We start from the raw sequence: 18,120 nt of genomic DNA on the forward strand, positions 1-18,120 counted from the left end.
CGCTCCCGGCACTTTGAACGGGCGTCCGTCCCTCTCCCAAAAATTTCATCTCCGCGATCGGTCTTGCCTTGCCGGATCTTGGATGCATTTGTTATGTTATAACATAACAATCATAGCGAGCGCTTCATGCCGCCCCGCCGCCTCTCCCGCATCGCATTGAAAAGGCTGTTCGATTCCCATGAAAAAACTGCCCGTCACCGTGCTCTCCGGCTTCCTCGGCTCTGGGAAGACGACCCTGATGAACCATGTGCTGAACAACCGGCAGGGTCTGCGGGTTGCCGTGATCGTGAACGACATGAGCGAAGTGAACATCGACGCCGACCTCATTCGCAATGGCGGTGCGGACCTGTCGCGGACGAATGAAACCCTGGTCGAGATGACCAACGGCTGCATCTGCTGCACGCTGCGCGACGACCTGCTCAAGGAAGTCAGCAGACTCGCTCACGACGGACGTTTCGATTACCTGCTGATCGAATCCACCGGCATCTCCGAGCCCCTGCCGGTCGCGGCCACCTTCGATTTCCGCGACGAGGACGGCGTGAGTCTCGGCGACGTGGCGAAGCTCGACACCATGGTGACCGTTGTGGACGCGGTGAACCTGCTGCGGGATTACGCCTCGCACGATTTCCTGCGCGACCGCGGCGAATCGCTCGGCGACGACGACAAGCGCACGCTGGTCGATCTCCTGGTCGACCAGATCGAGTTCGCCGACGTCATCGTGCTCAACAAGGTCGGCGACGCCTCACCCGCCCAGTGCGAAGCCGCACGACGCATCTTGATCGCGCTCAATCCCGAAGCGGAGATCATCGAGACCAGCTTTTCCAAGGTGCCGCTGGAAAAAATTCTCAACACCGGGCGCTTCGATTTTGAAAAAGCACAGCAGCATCCGGTCTGGTTCAAGGAACTGTACGGCTTCGCCGACCATGTTCCGGAGACGGAGGAATACGGCGTGACGAATTTCGTCTATCGCGCGCGCCGGCCGTTCGATCCGCAGAAGTTTCACGCCTTCATCACGTCAAGCTGGCCAGGCGTGATCCGCGCCAAGGGGCACTTCTGGCTGGCGACGCGGCCGCAATGGGTCGGCGAACTCAGCCAGGCTGGCGCGATCGTGCGCAACGAGGCGATGGGATTCTGGTGGGCGGCAATCCCGGAGGAGCGGTGGCCCGATCATCCCGAATGGCGCGCGGCCATCGCGAAAAGCTGGTCGGAGGTGTGGGGCGATCGCCGGCAGGAAATCGTCTTCATCGGCACCGGCATGGACACCGCCGAACTGACGCGACGGCTCGATGCGTGCCTTGTGGCGATCACCGGCAAGGACGCGATGAACACCGCAGCGTGGGCGAAACTCCGCGATCCTTTTCCGGTCTGGCGCCGCGCCGATGAGGCAGCGTGAGGGGTGTCAGGTCGGCCGGTGCGCGGCGACCGCGGCCGGCCGCCGAACCACCGCGGCCAGATTCTTGCAGATCGCAACCAATGGCATTTCGATCATCCGGTAGACCAGAACGCCGCCCACGACGCTCGCCAGGCACCCAACGAGAATGAACCCGCCGGCCAGCAGTGACGGCGCACCGTTGCCCGAGAAGACGACCGCGTTCTTCACGGCAGAGAGTACGACGCCGTGGGTGAGATAAATCGAATAGGATGCGTCGCCCAGCAACATCGGCAGGCGCCAATCCTTCAACTTCGGTTCGAGCGCGAGCGCGCCGGTGACGATCAGGAATGCTGGAAGCCCCCAATGAAAAAAGCGCGAAGCAGAAATGTTGGCTGCCGACAGCACGCCTGACGTCAGCAGCAGGCCACATCCGGTGGCGAGCAGGAACACGGCGACAGCCGGGCGCGGCAACGCCTTGCGCTCATACATGACACCCAGCAGACATCCGATCATGAACTCGATCAGCAGCGGGCTGGTGTAGGTGAGCGCGACCGGCCCCGACGGTGGAACAAATAACGTGGATACGACCAGCGCGCTCAGGACAGTGCAAACGAACACCGCCCGGTGCCGTCTCGCAATCAGAAGCGCAAGGGCGAACACCGCATAGAAGAACATCTCGAAATTCAGTGTCCATCCGGCGATCAGCAGCGGCTGGATTTCTCCCGTTCGCGGCGAAACGAACGGGATGAACAGCAGGGACCGGATGAGATTCCACAGCGAGGGCACTGTCGCCGGATCGCGAAAGATCAGCCAGCCGCCGTAAAGCAGCAGTGTCATCGCCCAGTAGAGCGGCACGATACGGATGATCCTGTTCACCGCGAAGGATGCCGGCGTGGTCCGCTCCGACGCCGTGGTGATCCACATGATGAATCCGCTGATGACGAAGAAGATATCGACGCCGGCCGCGCCGAACGGCAGCCGTTGAAAATGGAAGTATTCCTGCGCCATGCCGTCGGCATGGAAAAACACCACCATCAGGGCGGCGGCGGCGCGCAGGTACTGGATCGACAGAATCTTCGGCATGGCCGGCGGCTGCGCTCTTTTACCCAATCGTTACTATTGCGATTCAGCTTTGATTAAAGATGCAGCCGGCGGAAGGCACGGTCGCGTGACGAGAGCCGGTAACCGCCGTTAAGGATAACTGTTAAGAGTTGGGAACCTGTTTTTCGCTACATCTGTGGAGTTGATACCTACCGAACGCCCCGCAGAGGACGGACATGGCCGCTTTGGCAGAACTTCCGCAGACGTCGCGACGTCTGCTTCTCGCATCGGATTGTGAGGACCAAAGCGAAGACCTCGCCCGCATTCTGAGGAATGCAGGCAGCGTGGAAACGATCTCCATTTTCGATCTGCCCGATCACCCGGCCAGCGACTTCGCCGGCGTCGTCATCGATATCGACCTCACCTCGGCCGCGGCCGTGCAGCGCGTGCGCAGCAAGCTCACCGGCAAGGACTATCAGCCGCTGCCCCGGCTGTTCGTGCTCGCTGATGCGCTTCATCACGGCTCGGCGCAGGCCTGGGCGCTCGGCGCGACCGATACCATCCAGCGGCCGTTTCATCCGGAAAGCATCCTGCACCGGATTCGCCAGGTGTTTCCGGAAACACCGGAAGACGAACACACCACCGACGCGCGCATCCTGAGCACCGGCGTCACCGCCGCGCTGGTCGTGATGTCGAAGATTTTCCGGCGGCTTCCCGCCGGCATTCCGCTTTCGTTCGACGATGTGATGCAGGCAGAAACGCAGATTCTGCGCGCGCTCAAACGCTGCTCGCTGCGGCAGTGGCTGATCGCGGTCAACAAGCATCACAACAAGAGCTATCGCCACACCCTGCACGTCACCGGTTATGCGGTTGCCTTCGCCCATCATCTCGGCATGCGCGAAGACGACCAGCGCCGCCTGACCCGCGCGGCTCTGCTCCACGATGTGGGCAAGGCGTTCATTCCCGTTCCGATTCTCGAAAAGATCGGCAGGCTGACCGACGAGGAGAACGCTATTCTCGCGCAGCACTCCCAACTCGGTTACAACGCGCTGAAAGAGCAGCGCGGATTTCCCGGCGAGGTGCTCGACGTGGTGCTTCATCATCACGAGATGCTCGACGGCAGCGGTTATCCCGAAGGACTTCAGGGACAGCAGATCAGCGACATCGTCCGCATCATGACGCTGGTGGACACCTACGCCTCGCTGCTCGAACCCGACGCCGAAACATCCGCGATGACACCCGAGCAGGCATTCGGGATCATGGAATTGATGGGCGGCAAGCTCGATGGCGCACTGCGCCAGGCCTTCCGCCCCGTGGCGCTCGGGACCTAAGAAACCGCGAATAGCTTTCAGGGTCATCCCCGCCTTCGCCGGGACGACGCTTTTGCTTGCCTCAGCAATGTTGCTTTTGGCTCGTTCTCGCGATTGGATGCAGCTGCAACCAATTCAGGACGCGTGCCGGCACCGCATCGGCCGCGCAGGAGGACGCCCATGCCGACCGAGACGCTGACCCGCCGTTCATTCATGACCACCGCCGCGGCCTTCGGCGCGGGTCTGGCTGTGCCCTCTGGTCTGGCTGCGCCGGCCTGGGCACAGGCCTCCTACCCAGCACGGCCGGTTCACCTCATCGTCCCCTATGCAGCCGGCGGCGGCACGGATTTCTTTGCGCGGCTGGTGGCGGCGTCCATGAGCACAACCCTCGGTCAGCAGCTCGTGGTGGAGAATCGCCCCGGCGCCGGAACGCAGATCGGGGCCGAAGCCGCGGCCAAGGCCGAACCCGACGGCTACACCTTCCTGCTTGGCGACACCTCGACCTACGCCTCCAACAAAAGCCTGTACCAGAAGCTGCCCTACGATCCGCAAAAGGACTTCGCGCCGATCTCCCTGACCGGACGCTTCGCCATCGTGCTGCTGGTCAACACCGACAAGCTCAACGTCAATTCGGTGCAGGCCCTGATCGACGCCGCGAAGAAGGCGCCGGGCGCGATCGACTATGCGAGCGCCGGCGTGGGCTCGCCGTTCCATCTTGCCGCTGAACTGTTCGCGCAGTCAGCAGGCATCAAGCTCAATCATGTGCCCTACAAGGGCGCTGGCCCGGCCCTTCAGGATCTCGCCGGCGGGCAGATCGGCATGATGTTCGTCGATTTCGCCACCGCGCGCTCGCAGCTCAACCTGAAGTCGATCAAGGCCATCGGCGTGTGCTCGCCGGGCGAGTTCTACGGCTTGCCGGGCGTGCCGGCCGTTGCCGCCACGGTGCCGGGCTTCGAGGCGTGGGCGTGGCAGGGCTTCGCCGCGCCGGCGAAAGTCTCGCCCGACATCATTGCCAAGCTGCGCGAGGCTTATCTCAAGGCGGTCAACGATCCCGCGATCAAGCAGAAGCTGATCGATGCCGGGATCGATCCGTTGCAAAGCACACCGCAGGAGATGGCGGCCTATGTCGCATCCGAAACCACGAAGTGGGAGAAGGTCATCAAGACCGCGGGGATCAAACTGGACTGACGCGGTCGGCTTCCTTGGCGTCCCGAAGCTCGCTCAACCCGCGAACGAACATCTCGACCGCGAAAACGTAGCTCTTTTGATATTCGATCGGGCGGGCGACCGGCGCCGACATTTCGTTGATGACGAAGCCGCGGACCAGGCTCTTGAGAATGCGGATCGCGTGTCTGGCAGCCTCGCCGCTGACGCCTGCGTCGGCAAAAACGCGGAGGACGACCAGAGCCAGTTGCCCCGCCGCCTTCTGATACTCGGGATTGTCGACATCCGGGTCGCGAAACGACGCAATGGCCAGGCCGGGACTTCCAAGCGAAAAACTGCGCATCGCATGCGCCATCGCACGGATCGCATCCAGGCGCGTCTTGCCTTTGACCGCCTGTTCAATCTGCCGCTGAAGTCCCTGATAGCCCGCGATCGCCAGCGCCTGCTTCATCTGCGGGATGGTATCCACCTTGCCGAAGAAGGCCTCCATTTCAGTGACAAGGTCGGCGGCGATCTTCTTGTCCCATCGAGGTGAAGGCGCCTTGATGACGCGTTCAACCTCGGAGAAATGTGTACGATCGAACGGAGTCACAGCTAAGCCTCGCAACCAAACCGCGATCCTGGACCGGATTGGTCAACGTCGTTGGCGCAAAGCCGGAGCGTTTCGATTCAAATGGTCGGCATGGGCCGTCACAAGACCCTGACCCCTGCTTTCCCAAGCTTTGACTGCTTCTCAGGCGTGATGGCCTTTCGCCATGCGTCTTCCGCGCCCGGTTCGGGAAGGAAGCGGCCGAATTCGATCATCTGCGGTGCGTCGATGTCCTGGATGTAGAACCAGACATCCTCCGCGCCAACGCCCGCGGCCGCCCGCACCTTGTCGGCAGCCTCGTCCATCAGCTTCTGTTTCACATCGATTCCTCGCCCCGAACGGATCATGCCGTGGATGAAAACGTGCGGATGCGCGTTAGGCTTGCCGCCGATGAAATGTTCGCCGTTCTCGAGGGCGCGGAAGATCACCTGTGCAAAGAACGCCGGCGCACCGGTTGCGGCATGATGGGCCGCGGTGATCGCCTCGGCGATCTGCCCTTTCTGGGCGGCTGAGAGCGTCAGGTTTGCCGTCGTCACAGTATAGGTCGGCATCGGTTCCTCCGGATTTATTTAGTATCCATTCCGCCCGCGGAAAGTGACAATATATAGATGCATATGCAAGCTTTATTTATTGTATATGCATCTAATGTCGCGTAGGCTGTGCCGATGTTCACCGATTGCTACTGCACCCAGTTTCGCCGTTCCTCGCGGGCCTTGACGCGCCTCTATGATGCCGCGCTCAAGGATCACGGCATCCGCATCACCCAGTTTTCGCTGCTGCGTGCACTGCGCCGCCTCGGTGGCGCGGCGACATTCAGCGAACTCGCCGAAGAGGTCGTCCTCGACACCACCACCATTTCCCGGAACGTGAAAGTTCTCGCGGCCAACGGCTGGGTCAGCTTTCAAAACACCGACGACGGCCGCGAGAAAAAGATCCGCCTGAGCAGCGCCGGCGGCAGGAAGATCGATACCGCGACATCAAGCTGGCAGGTCGCACAGGACCAGATCCTTGGGTCCGCCAAGGAAATCTTCGCCGCCCGCAAGGGCGATCCGCTGATCGACACACTTGAAAAGCTTCAGGCGCTCTCTGGCGCAACCGATCCGGAAGGGCCGGTTGTCGAGCGCAAAACGCGCAAGAAAGCCTGACTCCACCCGTCGGGCACGGATTCATCGTTCAAGATAAGGAATAAGCCTCATGCCGTTCGTGCGTATCGATCTTGCGAAGGGAAAGCCGGCCGAACATCGCAAGGCCATCGGCGAAATCATCTATACGGCGATGATCGAAACCATCAACGTTCCCGCGGATGACAAGTTTCAGGTCATCACCGAACATGCACCGGAAGACCTGAATTTTCCGATAAACTATCTTGGCATCGAATACAGCAAGGACATTGTCTTCATCCAGGTCACGCTGAACGGGGGACGCACGCTGGACATGAAGAAGGCGTTCTACAGGCGCATCGCCGACGACCTGCACATGCAACTGAACATCCGCCGCGAGGACGTGTTCATCAATCTGGTGGAAGTCGCGAAGGAAAACTGGTCGTTCGGCAACGGCGTCGCGCAATACGCGTGACGCGTTCAGCCTCAGGTCTCGGCGACGGGACCGAGCTTCTTCTCCAGCGCGGCGATGCGCGTCTTCAGCGCCTCGTTTTCCTCGCGTGCGAGGCGCGCCATATCCTTCACCGCCTCGAATTCCTCACGCTTGACGAGATCGAGATCGCGCAGGATGCGCTCGGCCTGGCTGCGCACGACGGTTTCAATCTCGCGCTTCACGCCCGAGGCGGCCCCGGCGGCGTCATTCATCAGGCGCGCGATCTCGTCGAAGAAACGGTTGCTGGTCTGGGTCATCATCACACTCCGAAGGGCCCCGGTTACCGCAGTTGACGTGCCCAGACAATGGTGATGGCCTTGCCGGGACGCAAGATGTAAGAAACACGTGAATTGTTAAACGCGCATTCTTGTCGCAAACCGGGGCTAAATTTCGCGGAATCAACGTCAGGATTCGCGCCCCGCCGGACATCGCCTGCCCATGTTTCTGACCATCGCGTTCCCCGTCTTCGACCCCATCGCCATCGCCATCGGGCCGATTGCGATCCGCTGGTACGCGCTGGCCTATATCGGCGGCATCGTGCTGGGCTGGCTCTATGCCCGCAGGATCATCCGCAGCGAACGGCTGTGGGGCGGCAAGGCGCCGTTCACGGTCACGGATTTCGACGATTTCATCCTGTGGGTGACGCTCGGCATCATCCTCGGCGGACGCACCGGCTATGTGCTGTTCTACAATCTCGGCTTCTTCGCGCAGCATCCCGCCGAGATCTTCAAGCTCTGGACCGGCGGCATGTCGTTCCACGGCGGGTTCATGGGCTGCGTGATCGCAGTGCTGCTGTTCGGATGGAAGCGGAATATTTCCGTGCTGTCGCTGGGCGACGTGACCTGCGCGGTCGGCCCGATCGGCCTGCTGCTCGGACGTCTGGCGAACTTCATCAACAGCGAACTGTGGGGCCGTCACGCCGATGCCAGCGTGCCGTGGGCGATGGTATTCCCGAACGGCGGGCCGCTGCCGCGGCATCCAAGCCAGCTTTATGAAGCGGGACTCGAAGGCATCGCCCTTTTCATCATCCTGGCGCTGCTGATCCGCGGCGGCGCGCTCAAGCGCCCCGGCCTGATCATCGGCGCATTCGCCGCGCTCTATGGCGTGGCCCGCATCATCAGCGAGTTTTTCCGCGAACCCGATCCGCAGCTCGGCTTCCTTTGGGGCGGGCTGACCATGGGCATGATCCTGTCGGTCCCGATGATCATTGCCGGCCTGGCCTTTGTCGGCGCGGCATGGCGGCGCGGACCGCGCACGGCGGGTGACGGCGCGGCCAAAGCGGCTTAATAACGTACGATCATATTTAAATTAGCGATTCCCGATTTTTGAAAGTTCGCCGTGTCCGATTATTCGCCGCTGGAAACCCTGATCAGAAAGCAGATCACCGCGAACGGCCCGATGCCGGTGTCGCGGTATATGCAGATCTGCCTGACGCATCCGGAATACGGCTACTACCTCAAGCGCGATCCGCTCGGCCGCGACGGCGACTTCATCACCGCGCCCGAAGTCAGCCAGATGTTCGGCGAACTGGTCGGACTGTGGGCGGCGTCGGTGTGGAATGCGATGGGCATGCCGCAGGAGGTCAAGTTCATCGAACTCGGACCGGGCCGCGGCACCATGATGGCGGACGCGCTGCGCGCGGTGCGGATTCTGCCGGCGTTCCATGATGCGATCACCGTGCATCTGGTCGAGGCCAGCGAGCGGCTGCGCGACAGGCAGCGCGAGAGGCTGGCCGATGCGGCCTATGTGGAATGGTACGACCGGATCGAGGACGTTCCGGAAGGCCCCGCAATCATTCTCGCCAACGAGTTTTTCGATGCGCTGCCGGTCCATCAGGCGGTCAAGCAGGACACCGGATGGCATGAGCGCGTCATCGAGATCGATGACGACATTCTCGCCTACGGCATCGCCAAGGACCCGATCCCGCGATTCGAGGTGCTGCTGCCGCCGCTGGTGCGCGCCGCGCCCAATGGCGCGATCTTCGAGTGGCGGCCCGACAACGAGATCATGACCATCGCGCGCCGGCTCCGCGATCAGGGCGGCGCCGCGCTGATCATGGACTATGGCCATCTGCGCAGCGATGCCGGGGATACCTTCCAGGCGGTCGCTCGGCACAACTACACCAACCCGCTGCGCAACGCGGGTCTCGCCGATCTGACTGCGCATGTGGACTTTCAGGCGCTGGCCCGCGCCGCAGAGGATGTCGGCGCACGCGCCCACGGTCCGGTCGAGCAGGGCGTCTTCCTCAAAAGCCTCGGGATCGAAACCCGCGCGCAGGCGCTGATGAAAAACGCGACCGAAGACGGCCAGAAGCTGATCACCGCAGGACTGGCCCGCCTCACCGGCCCGAGCCCGGAAGGCATGGGCTCGTTGTTCAAGGTGCTCGGCATTTCGCATTCCGCGATCGAGACACTGGCCGCGCTGTCCGAACAGGACACGAAATCATGACCTTCACATCGTCGCTGTTGTCGGCTGTGCCGGGTCTGCGCCACGCGTTCTTTTCGCGCGAGGGCGGCGTCTCGGCAGGCATCTATGAGAGCCTCAACGGCGGCATCGGCTCGCATGACGATCCGGCGCATGTCATCGAAAACCGCCGGCGCATGGCCGAGCACCTCGGTGTGACGCCGCCGCAATTCCTCACCGTATTCCAGATTCACTCGCCCGATGTCGCGGTTGCCACCACGCCGTGGGACACAGCATCGCGACCGAAGGCCGATGCGATGGTGACGAACGTGCCGGGACTGGCGCTCGGCGTCACCGCCGCCGACTGCGGGCCTATCCTGTTTGTCGATCCGGACAAGCGCGTGATCGGCGCAGCGCATTCCGGCTGGAAAGGCGCCATCGGCGGCGTGCTTGAGAACACGATTGCCGCGATGGAAGGCCTCGACGCATCGCGCGCAAACATCATCGCCGCGATCGGCCCGCTGATCCGGCAGCAGAGCTACGAGGTCGGCGCGGAATTCGTCGCGCGCTTTTCGGATGGCGCGCCCGGCAACGCGCGTTTCTTCATTCCCTCGACGCGCGCGGACCACGCGATGTTCGATCTCGCCGGCTATATCCGCCAGCGGCTGGAACGCGCGGGCATCCTGATGATCGACGATGTCGGGGTCGATACCTACGCAGATGAACGGTTCTTCAGCTACCGCCGCACGACGCACCGCAAGGAACCGGACTACGGCCGCAACATCCACGCCATCGTGCTGGACGGCTAGCGCGCACCCCTGCGACATTATCGAACGTCGTGACCGGGATTTGTTTCAGCGAACGGCCTTGACTCTCCACCCGGTGGAAGCCTCACAACGCTTCCATGACACATCGCACCTACACCATTGGCGAGGCCGCACGCCTGAGCGGCGTTTCGGTCCGCCGGCTGCGCTTCTATTCCGACAAGGGATTGTTGCCGCCCGCCGGGCGGACCGAAAGCGGCTATCGCGTCTTCACTGACGAGGAACTCGTCCGTCTCGATCTTATTCGCTGCCTGCGCGACGCTGGCGTCGGCCTCGACGCCATTCGCGAGGTGCTGTCGCACGAACTGTCGCTGACCGACGCGCTGAAGCTGCGGCTTCGCGCACTCGAGGCCGAGATCGCCTCGCAGCGCCGCGTGGCATCCGCGCTGCGCGCCGCACTCCGCTCCCCCGAACTCACCGAAGCAGACCTGAGGAGATTCTGGACCATGACCAATCTGTCCCGCCTTGAACGCCGCAACGTGATCGAACGTTTCTACAGCCAGGTGTCGCAGGACGTCCGCATCGATCCCGAATGGATGCGCCAGATGATCGAGGCCAGCACGCCTGAACTGCCGGACAATCCGACGCCCGAGCAGTGCGACGCCTGGATCGAACTGTCCGCAATCCTCGATGATCCGGAATTCGTCGCCACCATGCGCGCCAATGCGAAGGAAGTCTGGAACAAGAACGACTTCGATCTCTCCGCCTGGCAGGCCGCGGGCGATCCGTTCGTGGCGAAAGCAAAGGCCGCCATCGCGCAGGGGTTTGGACCGGAATCGGAAAGAGCCCGCGAGCTTGCGCAGGAGTGGCTGGAAACCTCCGCACGTGTGATGGGCCGCGCGCCGGATGACGATTACAAGGCGTGGCTGCGCACACGATACGCCGCGCATGACGCCCGCGCGGTGCGTTACTGGGAGCTTGTGGCAATCATGAAAGGCCAGCCGCCGCAGACCAGCCCGAACCGGGAGTGGACCTGGATCATCGACGCCATGAAGCATCACCTGGCCTGACAATCCGCACGCCATTCGGATTTGGCTCAAATGCCGGCAGCTATGGTCGCCGATTGCAAACCCTGCCCACAGCCCGCCCTAGACGTTAACGCTTATTAACGATATCGCTGGACCGAACCTCGCCGTGCAGGGCACAACCCTGCCGGCGAGAAATCGGGGCGGGCATGAATTTCAGAGGGCGAACAATCACTTGGGCGATGCCGCAGGTTGTGCGGACATCGCTGCTGATGGCCCTGTTGAGCCTGACCGCCGCCTGCACCACCAATGGGTCCGGACCGGTTGCATCCTCCGCAAGCTTCGGCCCTACGGTCGCTTTTGAATCCGTGGACGGCCCGCCGCCGCAGGTGTTCGACCGGCTGGTCCGCGCGCTGGAAACCGAGTCCACCGCCCGCAGTTTCACCATCGTCTCCCGCGAGGCGCAGGCCTCCTACCGGGTCCGCAGCTATCTGTCGGCGCAGGTCCGGCACGGCAAGACCACCATCGCCTGGGTCTGGGATGTCTACGACCGGGATCAGGAACGCGCCGTTCGCCTCAGCGGCGAGGAGCCCGCCGGCAAGGGCGGCCGCGACGCCTGGGCCACCGCCGATGACCAGCTGATGCGCCGAATCGCGCTCGCCGGGCTGAACGGCCTCAACGGGCTGATCAGCGGGACCGCCCCGGCGCAGGACTCCCCTGCCCCGGCCGCGCCCCGGACATCGGGTCCCGCGATCGCACAGATCGACGGGAATCGGCCTGAATCGGCCCCGGGACGAATGCAAACGCTGGCCTTCAGCGCCCATTAGGGATACGGGCCTGTCCGCACGCGGGTTTTTGCAGGAAAACACCAAGGGCTATATTGCCAGCCTTGTTCTGTCCTTGTTATCACGCGCCTGCAAAATGCTGGATCACCCAGGTTCCATAGGCAGCGGCTGATATGTTGAAAAGCGTTTCCCCCACGTCAAAAGGAGATGCTGCGATTTCAGCGAAGAATGGCTCCATCAAGCTGGTGGCCGGCAATTCGAACCCGGAATTGGCCGCCGAGATTTCCTCGGTGCTCGGCGTCCCGCTGACCAAGGCGAGCGTGCGTCGCTTCGCCGACATGGAAATCTTCGTCGAGATTCAGGAAAACGTCCGCGGCTCCGACGTCTTCATTATCCAGTCGACGTCGTTTCCGACCAACGACCACCTGATGGAATTGCTCATCATCACCGATGCGCTGCGCCGCGCCTCCGCGCGCCGCATCACCGCCGTGATCCCCTATTTCGGCTACGCGCGACAGGACCGCAAAGCCGGCGGACGCACCCCGATTTCGGCCAAGCTGGTGGCCAACATGATCACCCATGCCGGCGCCGACCGCGTGATGACGCTCGATCTTCATGCCGGGCAGATCCAGGGCTTCTTCGATATCCCGACCGACAACCTTTATGCCTCGCCGCTGATGGTGCGCGACATCAAGGAGAAGTTCGACCTCGCCAATGTGATGGTGGTGTCGCCGGACGTCGGCGGCGTGGCCCGCGCACGCGGCCTCGCCAAGCGGATCAACGCGCCGCTGGCCATCGTCGACAAGCGCCGCGAACGCGCCGGTGAATCCGAAGTCATGAACGTGATCGGCGATGTCGCCGGCTACAACTGCATCCTGATCGACGACATCGTCGATTCCGGCGGCACGCTGGTGAATGCCGCCGACGCGCTGCTCAAGTACGGCGCCAAGGAAGTCTCGGCCTATCTCACCCATGGCGTTCTGTCGGGCGGCGCGGTCGCACGCGTCACCTCATCGCGGCTCAAGGAACTGGTCATCACCGACTCGATCCAGCCGACTGATGCGGTGCGCAAGGCGCCGAACATCCGCGTGCTCTCGGTCGCGACCCTGATCGCCGAAGCCATCGGCCGCACCGCGTCGGAAGAGTCGGTGTCGAGCCTGTTCGACTGAACGGCTCAATCTCAAAAATATTTTTTCTCGCCCCGCACGCGCAATGACTCCGCGCGACTCGCGCCGCGCGAATCCGATTCCGTTTTGTTCTCACGCCCGAACACGAGTCATTCGGACGTAAACTCATGCGCTGACTCATGAATTGGCGCGCAAGCGCAGTTCATCGCCACATCTCGCGCTTGCCTGTTGAAGAGACAGCAAATTAGCCCTTTGCCTGTGGACGGGATTCGCGGTGACGTTGCGCGCTTTGCGCAAATCACCGATCAATCTTGTCACAAGGTTGCCGTTGCGGCGCACGATCCGAAAGCCGGGTTGTCATGATCGTAAACGGAGAACTTGCAGCGACAGTTCTCGCTCGTTCTTTGCGTTTCGTTCAGGCGTTTCACATCCCACACCAAGCAGAGGGTGAAGGCAGCATGTCCCATCTGGACATCATAACGGATTCGCAGAGCAGCCCGCTTTCGGTCGTCGAGGAGATCGCGTCCTCCAACGACTGGTCGTTCGAACGCTCGGGCCACGACGAGATCACCATTCTCACGCAGGGACAGTGGACCGATTATCAGCTCTCCTTCACCTGGATGGGCGACATCGATGCGCTGCATCTGGCCTGCACGTTCGACATGAAAATTCCGGAGGCACGGCGCGGCGAAGTGCAGCGCCTGATCGCCGCGATCAACGAGCAATTGTGGATCGGTCATTTCGACGTCTGGCTCACCACCGGATCGATCATGTACCGGCAGGCGCTGATCCTGCCAGGCGGCATGACCGCCACGCCGGCGCAGTGCGAACTGATGCTCGAAGGCGCGCTGCACGCCTGCGAGCGCTACTATCCGGCGCTGCAATTCGTGGTCTGGGCCGGCAAGACCGCCGCGGAGGCCATGAGCGCCGCCATGTTCGATACCGCAGGCGAGGCGTAGGCTTCACTTCATCCAGGGCGCGCAACACCCGAGATGTCGTCCCCGCGAAAGCGGGGACCTATCTTTCGATCCGCGCACGCTGCGACAGCTTGTTGCGCCCCCGCTCATTCAATAGAACTCTGTGGTTATGGGTCCCCGCTTTCGCGGGGACGACCCGAGTGGATTGAGCCATGGCAACATCAACTTCCTCCGACGCGCTGAAGAACTTCACAGGCTCACTCGTGCTCGCGGGCGCGGGCAAGATGGGCGGCGCGATGCTGTCCGGCTGGCTCGACGGAGGACTCGACGCCAAACGCGTGACCATCATCGAGCCATATCCGTCGGACGACACCCGCGCCTTTGTTGCCCGTGGCGTGCGGCTCAATCCCGAGACAAAGGACATCGGTACCGCCGACGTGCTGGTGCTTGCGGTGAAGCCGCAGATGTTTCGCGATGCCGGACCGCAGCTGCGGCCGCTGGTCGGCACATCCACCCTCGTGGTCTCGATCATGGCGGGAACCACCATTGCAGGGCTTACCGAGGTTTGCGGCGGCAAGGTGATCCGCGCAATGCCCAACACACCCGCTGCGATCGGACGCGGCATCACCGTCGCGGTCCCGGCCAACGGTGTCACACCGGGTCAGCGCGCTGTCGCGGATGCGCTGCTGCGCGCCACCGGCGGCGTCGAATGGGTCGAGGACGAAGCGCTGATGGATGCCGTCACCGCCGTGTCCGGCTCGGGTCCGGCTTATGTGTTCCTGCTCGCGGAAGAACTCGCGCGCGCCGGCGTCGCGGCCGGACTCCCCGAAGCGCTGGCGACAACACTGGCGCGGGCAACCGTGTCAGGCTCCGGCGAGCTGCTGCGCTTGTCGGATCTCGACAGCGCTACGTTGCGCAAGAATGTCACCTCGCCCGGCGGCACCACAGCAGCCGCACTTGAAGTGCTGATGGGCGCAGACGGATTCCAGCCGCTGCTGACCCGCGCGATTGCCGCCGCGACGAAGCGGTCAAGAGAACTGGCGAAGTAATCGCTCTTCGTCATTGCGAGGAGCCATTAGCGCGTTTACGCGCGTCTTCGACGCGCTATGGCGACGAAGCAATCCATTTTCCATTGCTCTGGATTGCTTCGCTTCGCTCGCAATGACGCGCTACACCGGCACACGCACCGTCGCGCGCAGGCCGCCCATCGGGCTGTCACCGAGCGTGATGTCGCCGCCATGGGAGCGCGCGATATCGCGCGCAATGGCAAGGCCGAGACCGGTGCCGCCCTCATCCTGATTGCGCGCATCGTCGAGCCGCAGGAACGGCTTGAACACTTCCTCGCGCATCTCCGGCGGAATGCCCGGACCGTCATCATCCACCGTCACCGTCAGATAGCGATGATCGCGATGACCGGTGATCGCAATTGCGTTGGCATGACGGCCTGCATTCGACACCAGGTTCGCGACGCAGCGCTTGAACGCAGCGGGCTTCACGATCACGACCGGCATGCCGTGGAACACGACGGTCGCGGCGTGGCCGTGGCGCTCGGCGTCGCTACGCAGTTCCTCAAGCGCCTGCTCCATGTCGGTCGGCCGGGCCTGCTCACCGCTGTCGCCGCGCGCGAAGGACAGATACGCCTCCAGCATGCCGCTCATCTCGTCGACGTCCTTGCGCATGCCCTCGACTTCCGGGCTGTCGCCGATCAGCGCCATTTCCAGCTTGAAACGCGTCAGGATGGTGCGCAGATCGTGGCTGACGCCGGCCAGCATCGCGGTGCGCTGTTCGATACTGCGCTCGACGCGCGATTTCATCTCAAGGAAGGCATAAGCGGCCCGGCGAACCTCGCGCGCGCCGCGCGGACGGAAGTCCGGCACCTCGCGGCCCTTGCCGAAGCTTTCCGCGGCATCCGCCAGCCGCAGGATCGGCTTGATCTGGTTGCGCAGGAACAGCACCGCCACGATCAGCAGGATCGAGGACGTGCCCAGCATCCAGAAGATGAAGATTTCCGAATTCGAAGCATAGGCCGCGCTGCGTTGCGCGAAGATCCGCATCACCGTGTCGTCGAGCTTGATGCGGATTTCCACCAGCGACGAACGCCCGACGGTGTCGATCCAGAACGGGCGGGCGATCTGGCGGCTGAGCTGCACCGACAACGTCTGGTCGAGCAGCGAGAAGAACGGCTTCGGTCCTGGCGCCGGCATGTCATTGACGGGAAGAAAATCCACCACCAGCCCAAGCCGCTGCTGCGCGATGCGCTTGATCTGCGTGCGGTCCTTGTCCTGCGGATAGGTCCGGTAGACGTCGATCAGCGCGGAGATGTCCTGCACCACGGCGGCGGACAGACGCCGCGTCACCGTATTCCAGTGCCGCTCCATGAATACGAAGGCGACCACCGATTGCAGGATCACCATCGGCACGATGATGATCAGCAGCGCGCGGGCATAGAGCCCCTTCGGCATCAGCTCCTTGAACCAGCGGCCCAGCCATTCGCTGGCGCGTGACACGCGACGCGACGCGGTACGAATGAGCGTGAGACCTGTGTCGAGCGTACTCATAACAACGCGCCCGGTCCGGTCACGGCGATGCCACGAGACGATAGCCGATGCCACGCACCGCCTGCAGGAACAGCGGATTGGCCGGATCGCGCTCGATCTTGCGCCGCAGCCGGTTGATCTGGACGTCCACCGCGCGCTCGTTGACCGAACCGTCGCCACCGGTCAGCGCCCCGCGCGGCACGGTCTCGCCCGGCGTCGCGCTGAGAATACGCAGCATGTCGCGTTCGCGGTCGGTGAGATGGATGACCTTGTCGCCATCCCGCAATTCGCCCCGCTCGAGATGATAGACGTAGGGCCCGAACGCGACCGACTCGATCGCAGGCGCAACCGCCGGCGCGGCGCGCTTGAGAATGTTGGCAATCCGCAGCACCAGTTCGCGCGGCTCGAACGGTTTGGCGACATAGTCGTCGGCGCCGATCTGCAAACCTTCGATGCGGCTCTCGGCCTCGTGCCGTGCAGTGAGCATGATGATCGGCACCGCCGAGGAGGTGCGGATCGAGCGCGCGAGATCGAAACCGGTTTCGCCCGGCATCATCACATCGAGGATCAGGAGATCGAAATGCAGCCCGCTCAGCTTGGCGCGCGCGTCGGCGGCGCTCATGGCCGTGGTGACGCGATAGCCCTCGCCGGCCAGAAAGCGTGACAGCAGATCGCGGATGCGGCGGTCGTCGTCCACCAGCAGCAGATGCGGCGCGTCATCGGCCGGCTGGCGGCCGGTTCGCTCCTGTATCGAGATCGCTGTCACCTTGAATCCTTCGCCGTCTGGCGGCTGCCTCGGAGAATTTCCTCCAGCACCTTGTCGGGATCGGTGTGGTCGATCATGCCCAGCAAAAACCGCCGCACGGTGTCGGCGCTTTCCGGCCCGATCGCTTCAAGCGCCCGCGTGATGCGTGCGGTCTGCAATCCCGCAAGCTTCGCCACAAGGGCCTCGCCCTTCGCCGTGGCGAAAAGAAGACGCTGCCGCCGGTCGTTGTCGCCGGCCTTCTGGACGATATAGCCCTCGTCGAGCAACTGCTTCAGAACGCGACCGAGCGACTGCTTGGTGATCCGCAGCACGTCGAGCAGATCGGCGACTTTCAAACCCGGATAGCGGGTCACGAAATGCACCACCCGGTGATGGGCGCGGCCGAAACCGAACTCTTCCAGCACGTGATCGGCATCGCCGACGAAGTCCCGGTAGGCAAAAAACAGCAGCTCGATGATGTCCCAGCGCAAAGAACCACCCCCCGGTACGGTGGAACCGGCGGCGACGTCAGGGGTATGAGCTCCTGTCTTCATAAATTTTATGTCAGCCATATTGACGTATATAGGTCTCAATGTTACAAAAACGGCGATGACGACGAAATATTAGTTCGTTTCGCCGCTCATCCTTGGTCCTTAAGTTCGCAGAGACGCCTGCAGTGGCGACAGGTCCAGGACGCAATTTCTTTCAACGTGCGATTGTCGAGCGGCATTTCGGCAAACATACTGGA

At 62.8% G+C, this 18,120-nt stretch carries 20 protein-coding genes; 13 read left to right on the forward strand and 7 right to left on the reverse strand.

Features of this window, described 5'->3' with window-relative positions; all coding sequences use genetic code 11:
* The first annotated feature begins 178 nt into the window (after positions 1–178).
* Entirely contained in the window at positions 179–1,393 is a 1,215-nt protein-coding gene (gene zigA / locus AC1Q67_RS06740) for a zinc metallochaperone GTPase ZigA (protein WP_492234744.1), read from the forward strand.
* 6 nt (positions 1,394–1,399) lie between these two features.
* Here zigA and AC1Q67_RS06745 read toward each other — a convergent pair whose 3' ends face one another.
* Positions 1,400–2,455: an acyltransferase family protein gene (locus AC1Q67_RS06745; protein ID WP_492234743.1), complete on the reverse strand. Its 1,056-nt coding sequence runs from the start codon at positions 2,453–2,455 to the stop codon at positions 1,400–1,402.
* Between the two features lie 194 nt (positions 2,456–2,649).
* Here AC1Q67_RS06745 and AC1Q67_RS06750 point away from each other — a divergent pair, with 194 nt between their 5' ends.
* The gene (locus AC1Q67_RS06750; protein WP_492234741.1) at positions 2,650–3,744 is read left to right on the forward strand and encodes an HD-GYP domain-containing protein; all 1,095 of its coding nucleotides are present in this window, start codon (positions 2,650–2,652) and stop codon (positions 3,742–3,744) included.
* A gap of 159 nt (positions 3,745–3,903) precedes the next feature.
* Positions 3,904–4,911, forward strand: coding sequence for a Bug family tripartite tricarboxylate transporter substrate binding protein (locus AC1Q67_RS06755; protein WP_492234740.1), 1,008 nt, complete (start codon positions 3,904–3,906; stop codon positions 4,909–4,911).
* On the opposite strand, the gene AC1Q67_RS06760 is transcribed toward AC1Q67_RS06755, so the two are convergent.
* Both AC1Q67_RS06760 and AC1Q67_RS06765 read right to left on the reverse strand, forming a co-directional pair.
* Positions 4,898–5,479 (reverse strand): TetR-like C-terminal domain-containing protein, encoded by a 582-nt coding sequence (locus AC1Q67_RS06760; RefSeq protein WP_024577743.1) that lies wholly within the window; start codon positions 5,477–5,479, stop codon positions 4,898–4,900. The genes AC1Q67_RS06755 and AC1Q67_RS06760 overlap by 14 nt on opposite strands.
* A 98-nt stretch (positions 5,480–5,577) precedes the next feature.
* The gene (locus AC1Q67_RS06765; RefSeq protein ID WP_492234739.1) at positions 5,578–6,027 is read right to left on the reverse strand and encodes a tautomerase family protein; all 450 of its coding nucleotides are present in this window, start codon (positions 6,025–6,027) and stop codon (positions 5,578–5,580) included.
* Between the two features lie 114 nt (positions 6,028–6,141).
* Here AC1Q67_RS06765 and AC1Q67_RS06770 point away from each other — a divergent pair, with 114 nt between their 5' ends.
* Positions 6,142–6,621, forward strand: coding sequence for a MarR family winged helix-turn-helix transcriptional regulator (locus tag AC1Q67_RS06770; protein WP_492234738.1), 480 nt, complete (start codon positions 6,142–6,144; stop codon positions 6,619–6,621).
* 49 nt (positions 6,622–6,670) lie between these two features.
* Positions 6,671–7,051 carry a tautomerase family protein gene (locus AC1Q67_RS06775; RefSeq protein ID WP_492234737.1) on the forward strand — a complete coding sequence of 127 codons (381 nt, stop codon included), beginning with the start codon at positions 6,671–6,673 and terminating at the stop codon, positions 7,049–7,051.
* An 11-nt stretch (positions 7,052–7,062) separates the two neighbouring features.
* Here AC1Q67_RS06775 and AC1Q67_RS06780 read toward each other — a convergent pair whose 3' ends face one another.
* A complete protein-coding gene (locus AC1Q67_RS06780) occupies positions 7,063–7,326 on the reverse strand; it encodes an accessory factor UbiK family protein (protein ID WP_024577739.1) in 264 nt (87 codons plus the stop codon).
* Between the two features lie 181 nt (positions 7,327–7,507).
* Here AC1Q67_RS06780 and lgt point away from each other — a divergent pair, with 181 nt between their 5' ends.
* The 8 genes from lgt to proC all read left to right on the forward strand — a co-directional run bounded on the left by lgt (position 7,508) and on the right by proC (position 15,139).
* A complete protein-coding gene (lgt, locus tag AC1Q67_RS06785) occupies positions 7,508–8,356 on the forward strand; it encodes a prolipoprotein diacylglyceryl transferase (protein WP_492234736.1) in 849 nt (282 codons plus the stop codon).
* 51 nt (positions 8,357–8,407) lie between these two features.
* Positions 8,408–9,517 (forward strand): class I SAM-dependent methyltransferase, encoded by a 1,110-nt coding sequence (locus AC1Q67_RS06790; RefSeq protein ID WP_492234735.1) that lies wholly within the window; start codon positions 8,408–8,410, stop codon positions 9,515–9,517.
* Positions 9,514–10,281, forward strand: a complete 768-nt coding sequence (pgeF, locus tag AC1Q67_RS06795; protein ID WP_492234734.1) for a peptidoglycan editing factor PgeF — start codon at positions 9,514–9,516, stop codon at positions 10,279–10,281. Before AC1Q67_RS06790 ends, pgeF begins: the two co-directional genes overlap by 4 nt.
* A gap of 95 nt (positions 10,282–10,376) precedes the next feature.
* The gene (locus AC1Q67_RS06800) at positions 10,377–11,306 is read left to right on the forward strand and encodes a MerR family transcriptional regulator (RefSeq protein WP_492234733.1); all 930 of its coding nucleotides are present in this window, start codon (positions 10,377–10,379) and stop codon (positions 11,304–11,306) included.
* A gap of 164 nt (positions 11,307–11,470) precedes the next feature.
* Positions 11,471–12,088: a hypothetical protein gene (locus AC1Q67_RS06805; RefSeq protein ID WP_492234732.1), complete on the forward strand. Its 618-nt coding sequence runs from the start codon at positions 11,471–11,473 to the stop codon at positions 12,086–12,088.
* Between the two features lie 173 nt (positions 12,089–12,261).
* Entirely contained in the window at positions 12,262–13,215 is a 954-nt protein-coding gene (locus AC1Q67_RS06810; protein WP_024577733.1) for a ribose-phosphate pyrophosphokinase, read from the forward strand.
* Positions 13,216–13,631: 416 nt separating this feature from the next.
* Entirely contained in the window at positions 13,632–14,132 is a 501-nt protein-coding gene (locus tag AC1Q67_RS06815; protein WP_492234730.1) for a type III secretion system chaperone family protein, read from the forward strand.
* Between the two features lie 170 nt (positions 14,133–14,302).
* Complete coding sequence (gene proC, locus AC1Q67_RS06820) at positions 14,303–15,139, forward strand: pyrroline-5-carboxylate reductase (protein WP_492234728.1); 837 nt, start codon at positions 14,303–14,305, stop codon at positions 15,137–15,139.
* Positions 15,140–15,259: 120 nt separating this feature from the next.
* On the opposite strand, the gene AC1Q67_RS06825 is transcribed toward proC, so the two are convergent.
* From AC1Q67_RS06825 to AC1Q67_RS06835, 3 genes are read right to left on the reverse strand one after another with little or no spacing between them, the layout of a single operon-like run.
* Positions 15,260–16,648 (reverse strand): ATP-binding protein, encoded by a 1,389-nt coding sequence (locus AC1Q67_RS06825; RefSeq protein ID WP_492234726.1) that lies wholly within the window; start codon positions 16,646–16,648, stop codon positions 15,260–15,262.
* A gap of 19 nt (positions 16,649–16,667) precedes the next feature.
* The gene (locus AC1Q67_RS06830; RefSeq protein WP_024577729.1) at positions 16,668–17,393 is read right to left on the reverse strand and encodes a response regulator; all 726 of its coding nucleotides are present in this window, start codon (positions 17,391–17,393) and stop codon (positions 16,668–16,670) included.
* A complete protein-coding gene (locus tag AC1Q67_RS06835; protein WP_051358583.1) occupies positions 17,390–17,926 on the reverse strand; it encodes a MarR family winged helix-turn-helix transcriptional regulator in 537 nt (178 codons plus the stop codon). Before AC1Q67_RS06835 ends, AC1Q67_RS06830 begins: the two co-directional genes overlap by 4 nt.
* Positions 17,927–18,120 lie beyond the last annotated feature (194 nt).

It is taken from the genome of Afipia sp. GW823-FHT06G09 (assembly GCF_058794875.1).

Bases quoted from the DNA above. Each gene is read 5' to 3' on its own strand.
- zigA (WP_492234744.1), top strand. From the start codon at position 179: ATGAAAAAACTGCCCGTCACCGTGCTCTCCGGCTTCCTCGGCTCTGGG.
- AC1Q67_RS06745 (WP_492234743.1), bottom strand. From the start codon at position 2,455: ATGCCGAAGATTCTGTCGATCCAGTACCTGCGCGCCGCCGCCGCCCTG.
- AC1Q67_RS06750 (WP_492234741.1), top strand. From the start codon at position 2,650: ATGGCCGCTTTGGCAGAACTTCCGCAGACGTCGCGACGTCTGCTTCTC.
- AC1Q67_RS06755 (WP_492234740.1), top strand. From the start codon at position 3,904: ATGCCGACCGAGACGCTGACCCGCCGTTCATTCATGACCACCGCCGCG.
- AC1Q67_RS06765 (WP_492234739.1), bottom strand. From the start codon at position 6,027: ATGCCGACCTATACTGTGACGACGGCAAACCTGACGCTCTCAGCCGCC.
- AC1Q67_RS06770 (WP_492234738.1), top strand. From the start codon at position 6,142: ATGTTCACCGATTGCTACTGCACCCAGTTTCGCCGTTCCTCGCGGGCC.
- AC1Q67_RS06775 (WP_492234737.1), top strand. From the start codon at position 6,671: ATGCCGTTCGTGCGTATCGATCTTGCGAAGGGAAAGCCGGCCGAACAT.
- AC1Q67_RS06780 (WP_024577739.1), bottom strand. From the start codon at position 7,326: ATGACCCAGACCAGCAACCGTTTCTTCGACGAGATCGCGCGCCTGATG.
- lgt (WP_492234736.1), top strand. From the start codon at position 7,508: ATGTTTCTGACCATCGCGTTCCCCGTCTTCGACCCCATCGCCATCGCC.
- pgeF (WP_492234734.1), top strand. From the start codon at position 9,514: ATGACCTTCACATCGTCGCTGTTGTCGGCTGTGCCGGGTCTGCGCCAC.
- AC1Q67_RS06800 (WP_492234733.1), top strand. From the start codon at position 10,377: ATGACACATCGCACCTACACCATTGGCGAGGCCGCACGCCTGAGCGGC.
- AC1Q67_RS06805 (WP_492234732.1), top strand. From the start codon at position 11,471: ATGAATTTCAGAGGGCGAACAATCACTTGGGCGATGCCGCAGGTTGTG.
- AC1Q67_RS06815 (WP_492234730.1), top strand. From the start codon at position 13,632: ATGTCCCATCTGGACATCATAACGGATTCGCAGAGCAGCCCGCTTTCG.
- proC (WP_492234728.1), top strand. From the start codon at position 14,303: ATGGCAACATCAACTTCCTCCGACGCGCTGAAGAACTTCACAGGCTCA.
- AC1Q67_RS06825 (WP_492234726.1), bottom strand. From the start codon at position 16,648: ATGAGTACGCTCGACACAGGTCTCACGCTCATTCGTACCGCGTCGCGT.
- AC1Q67_RS06835 (WP_051358583.1), bottom strand. From the start codon at position 17,926: ATGAAGACAGGAGCTCATACCCCTGACGTCGCCGCCGGTTCCACCGTA.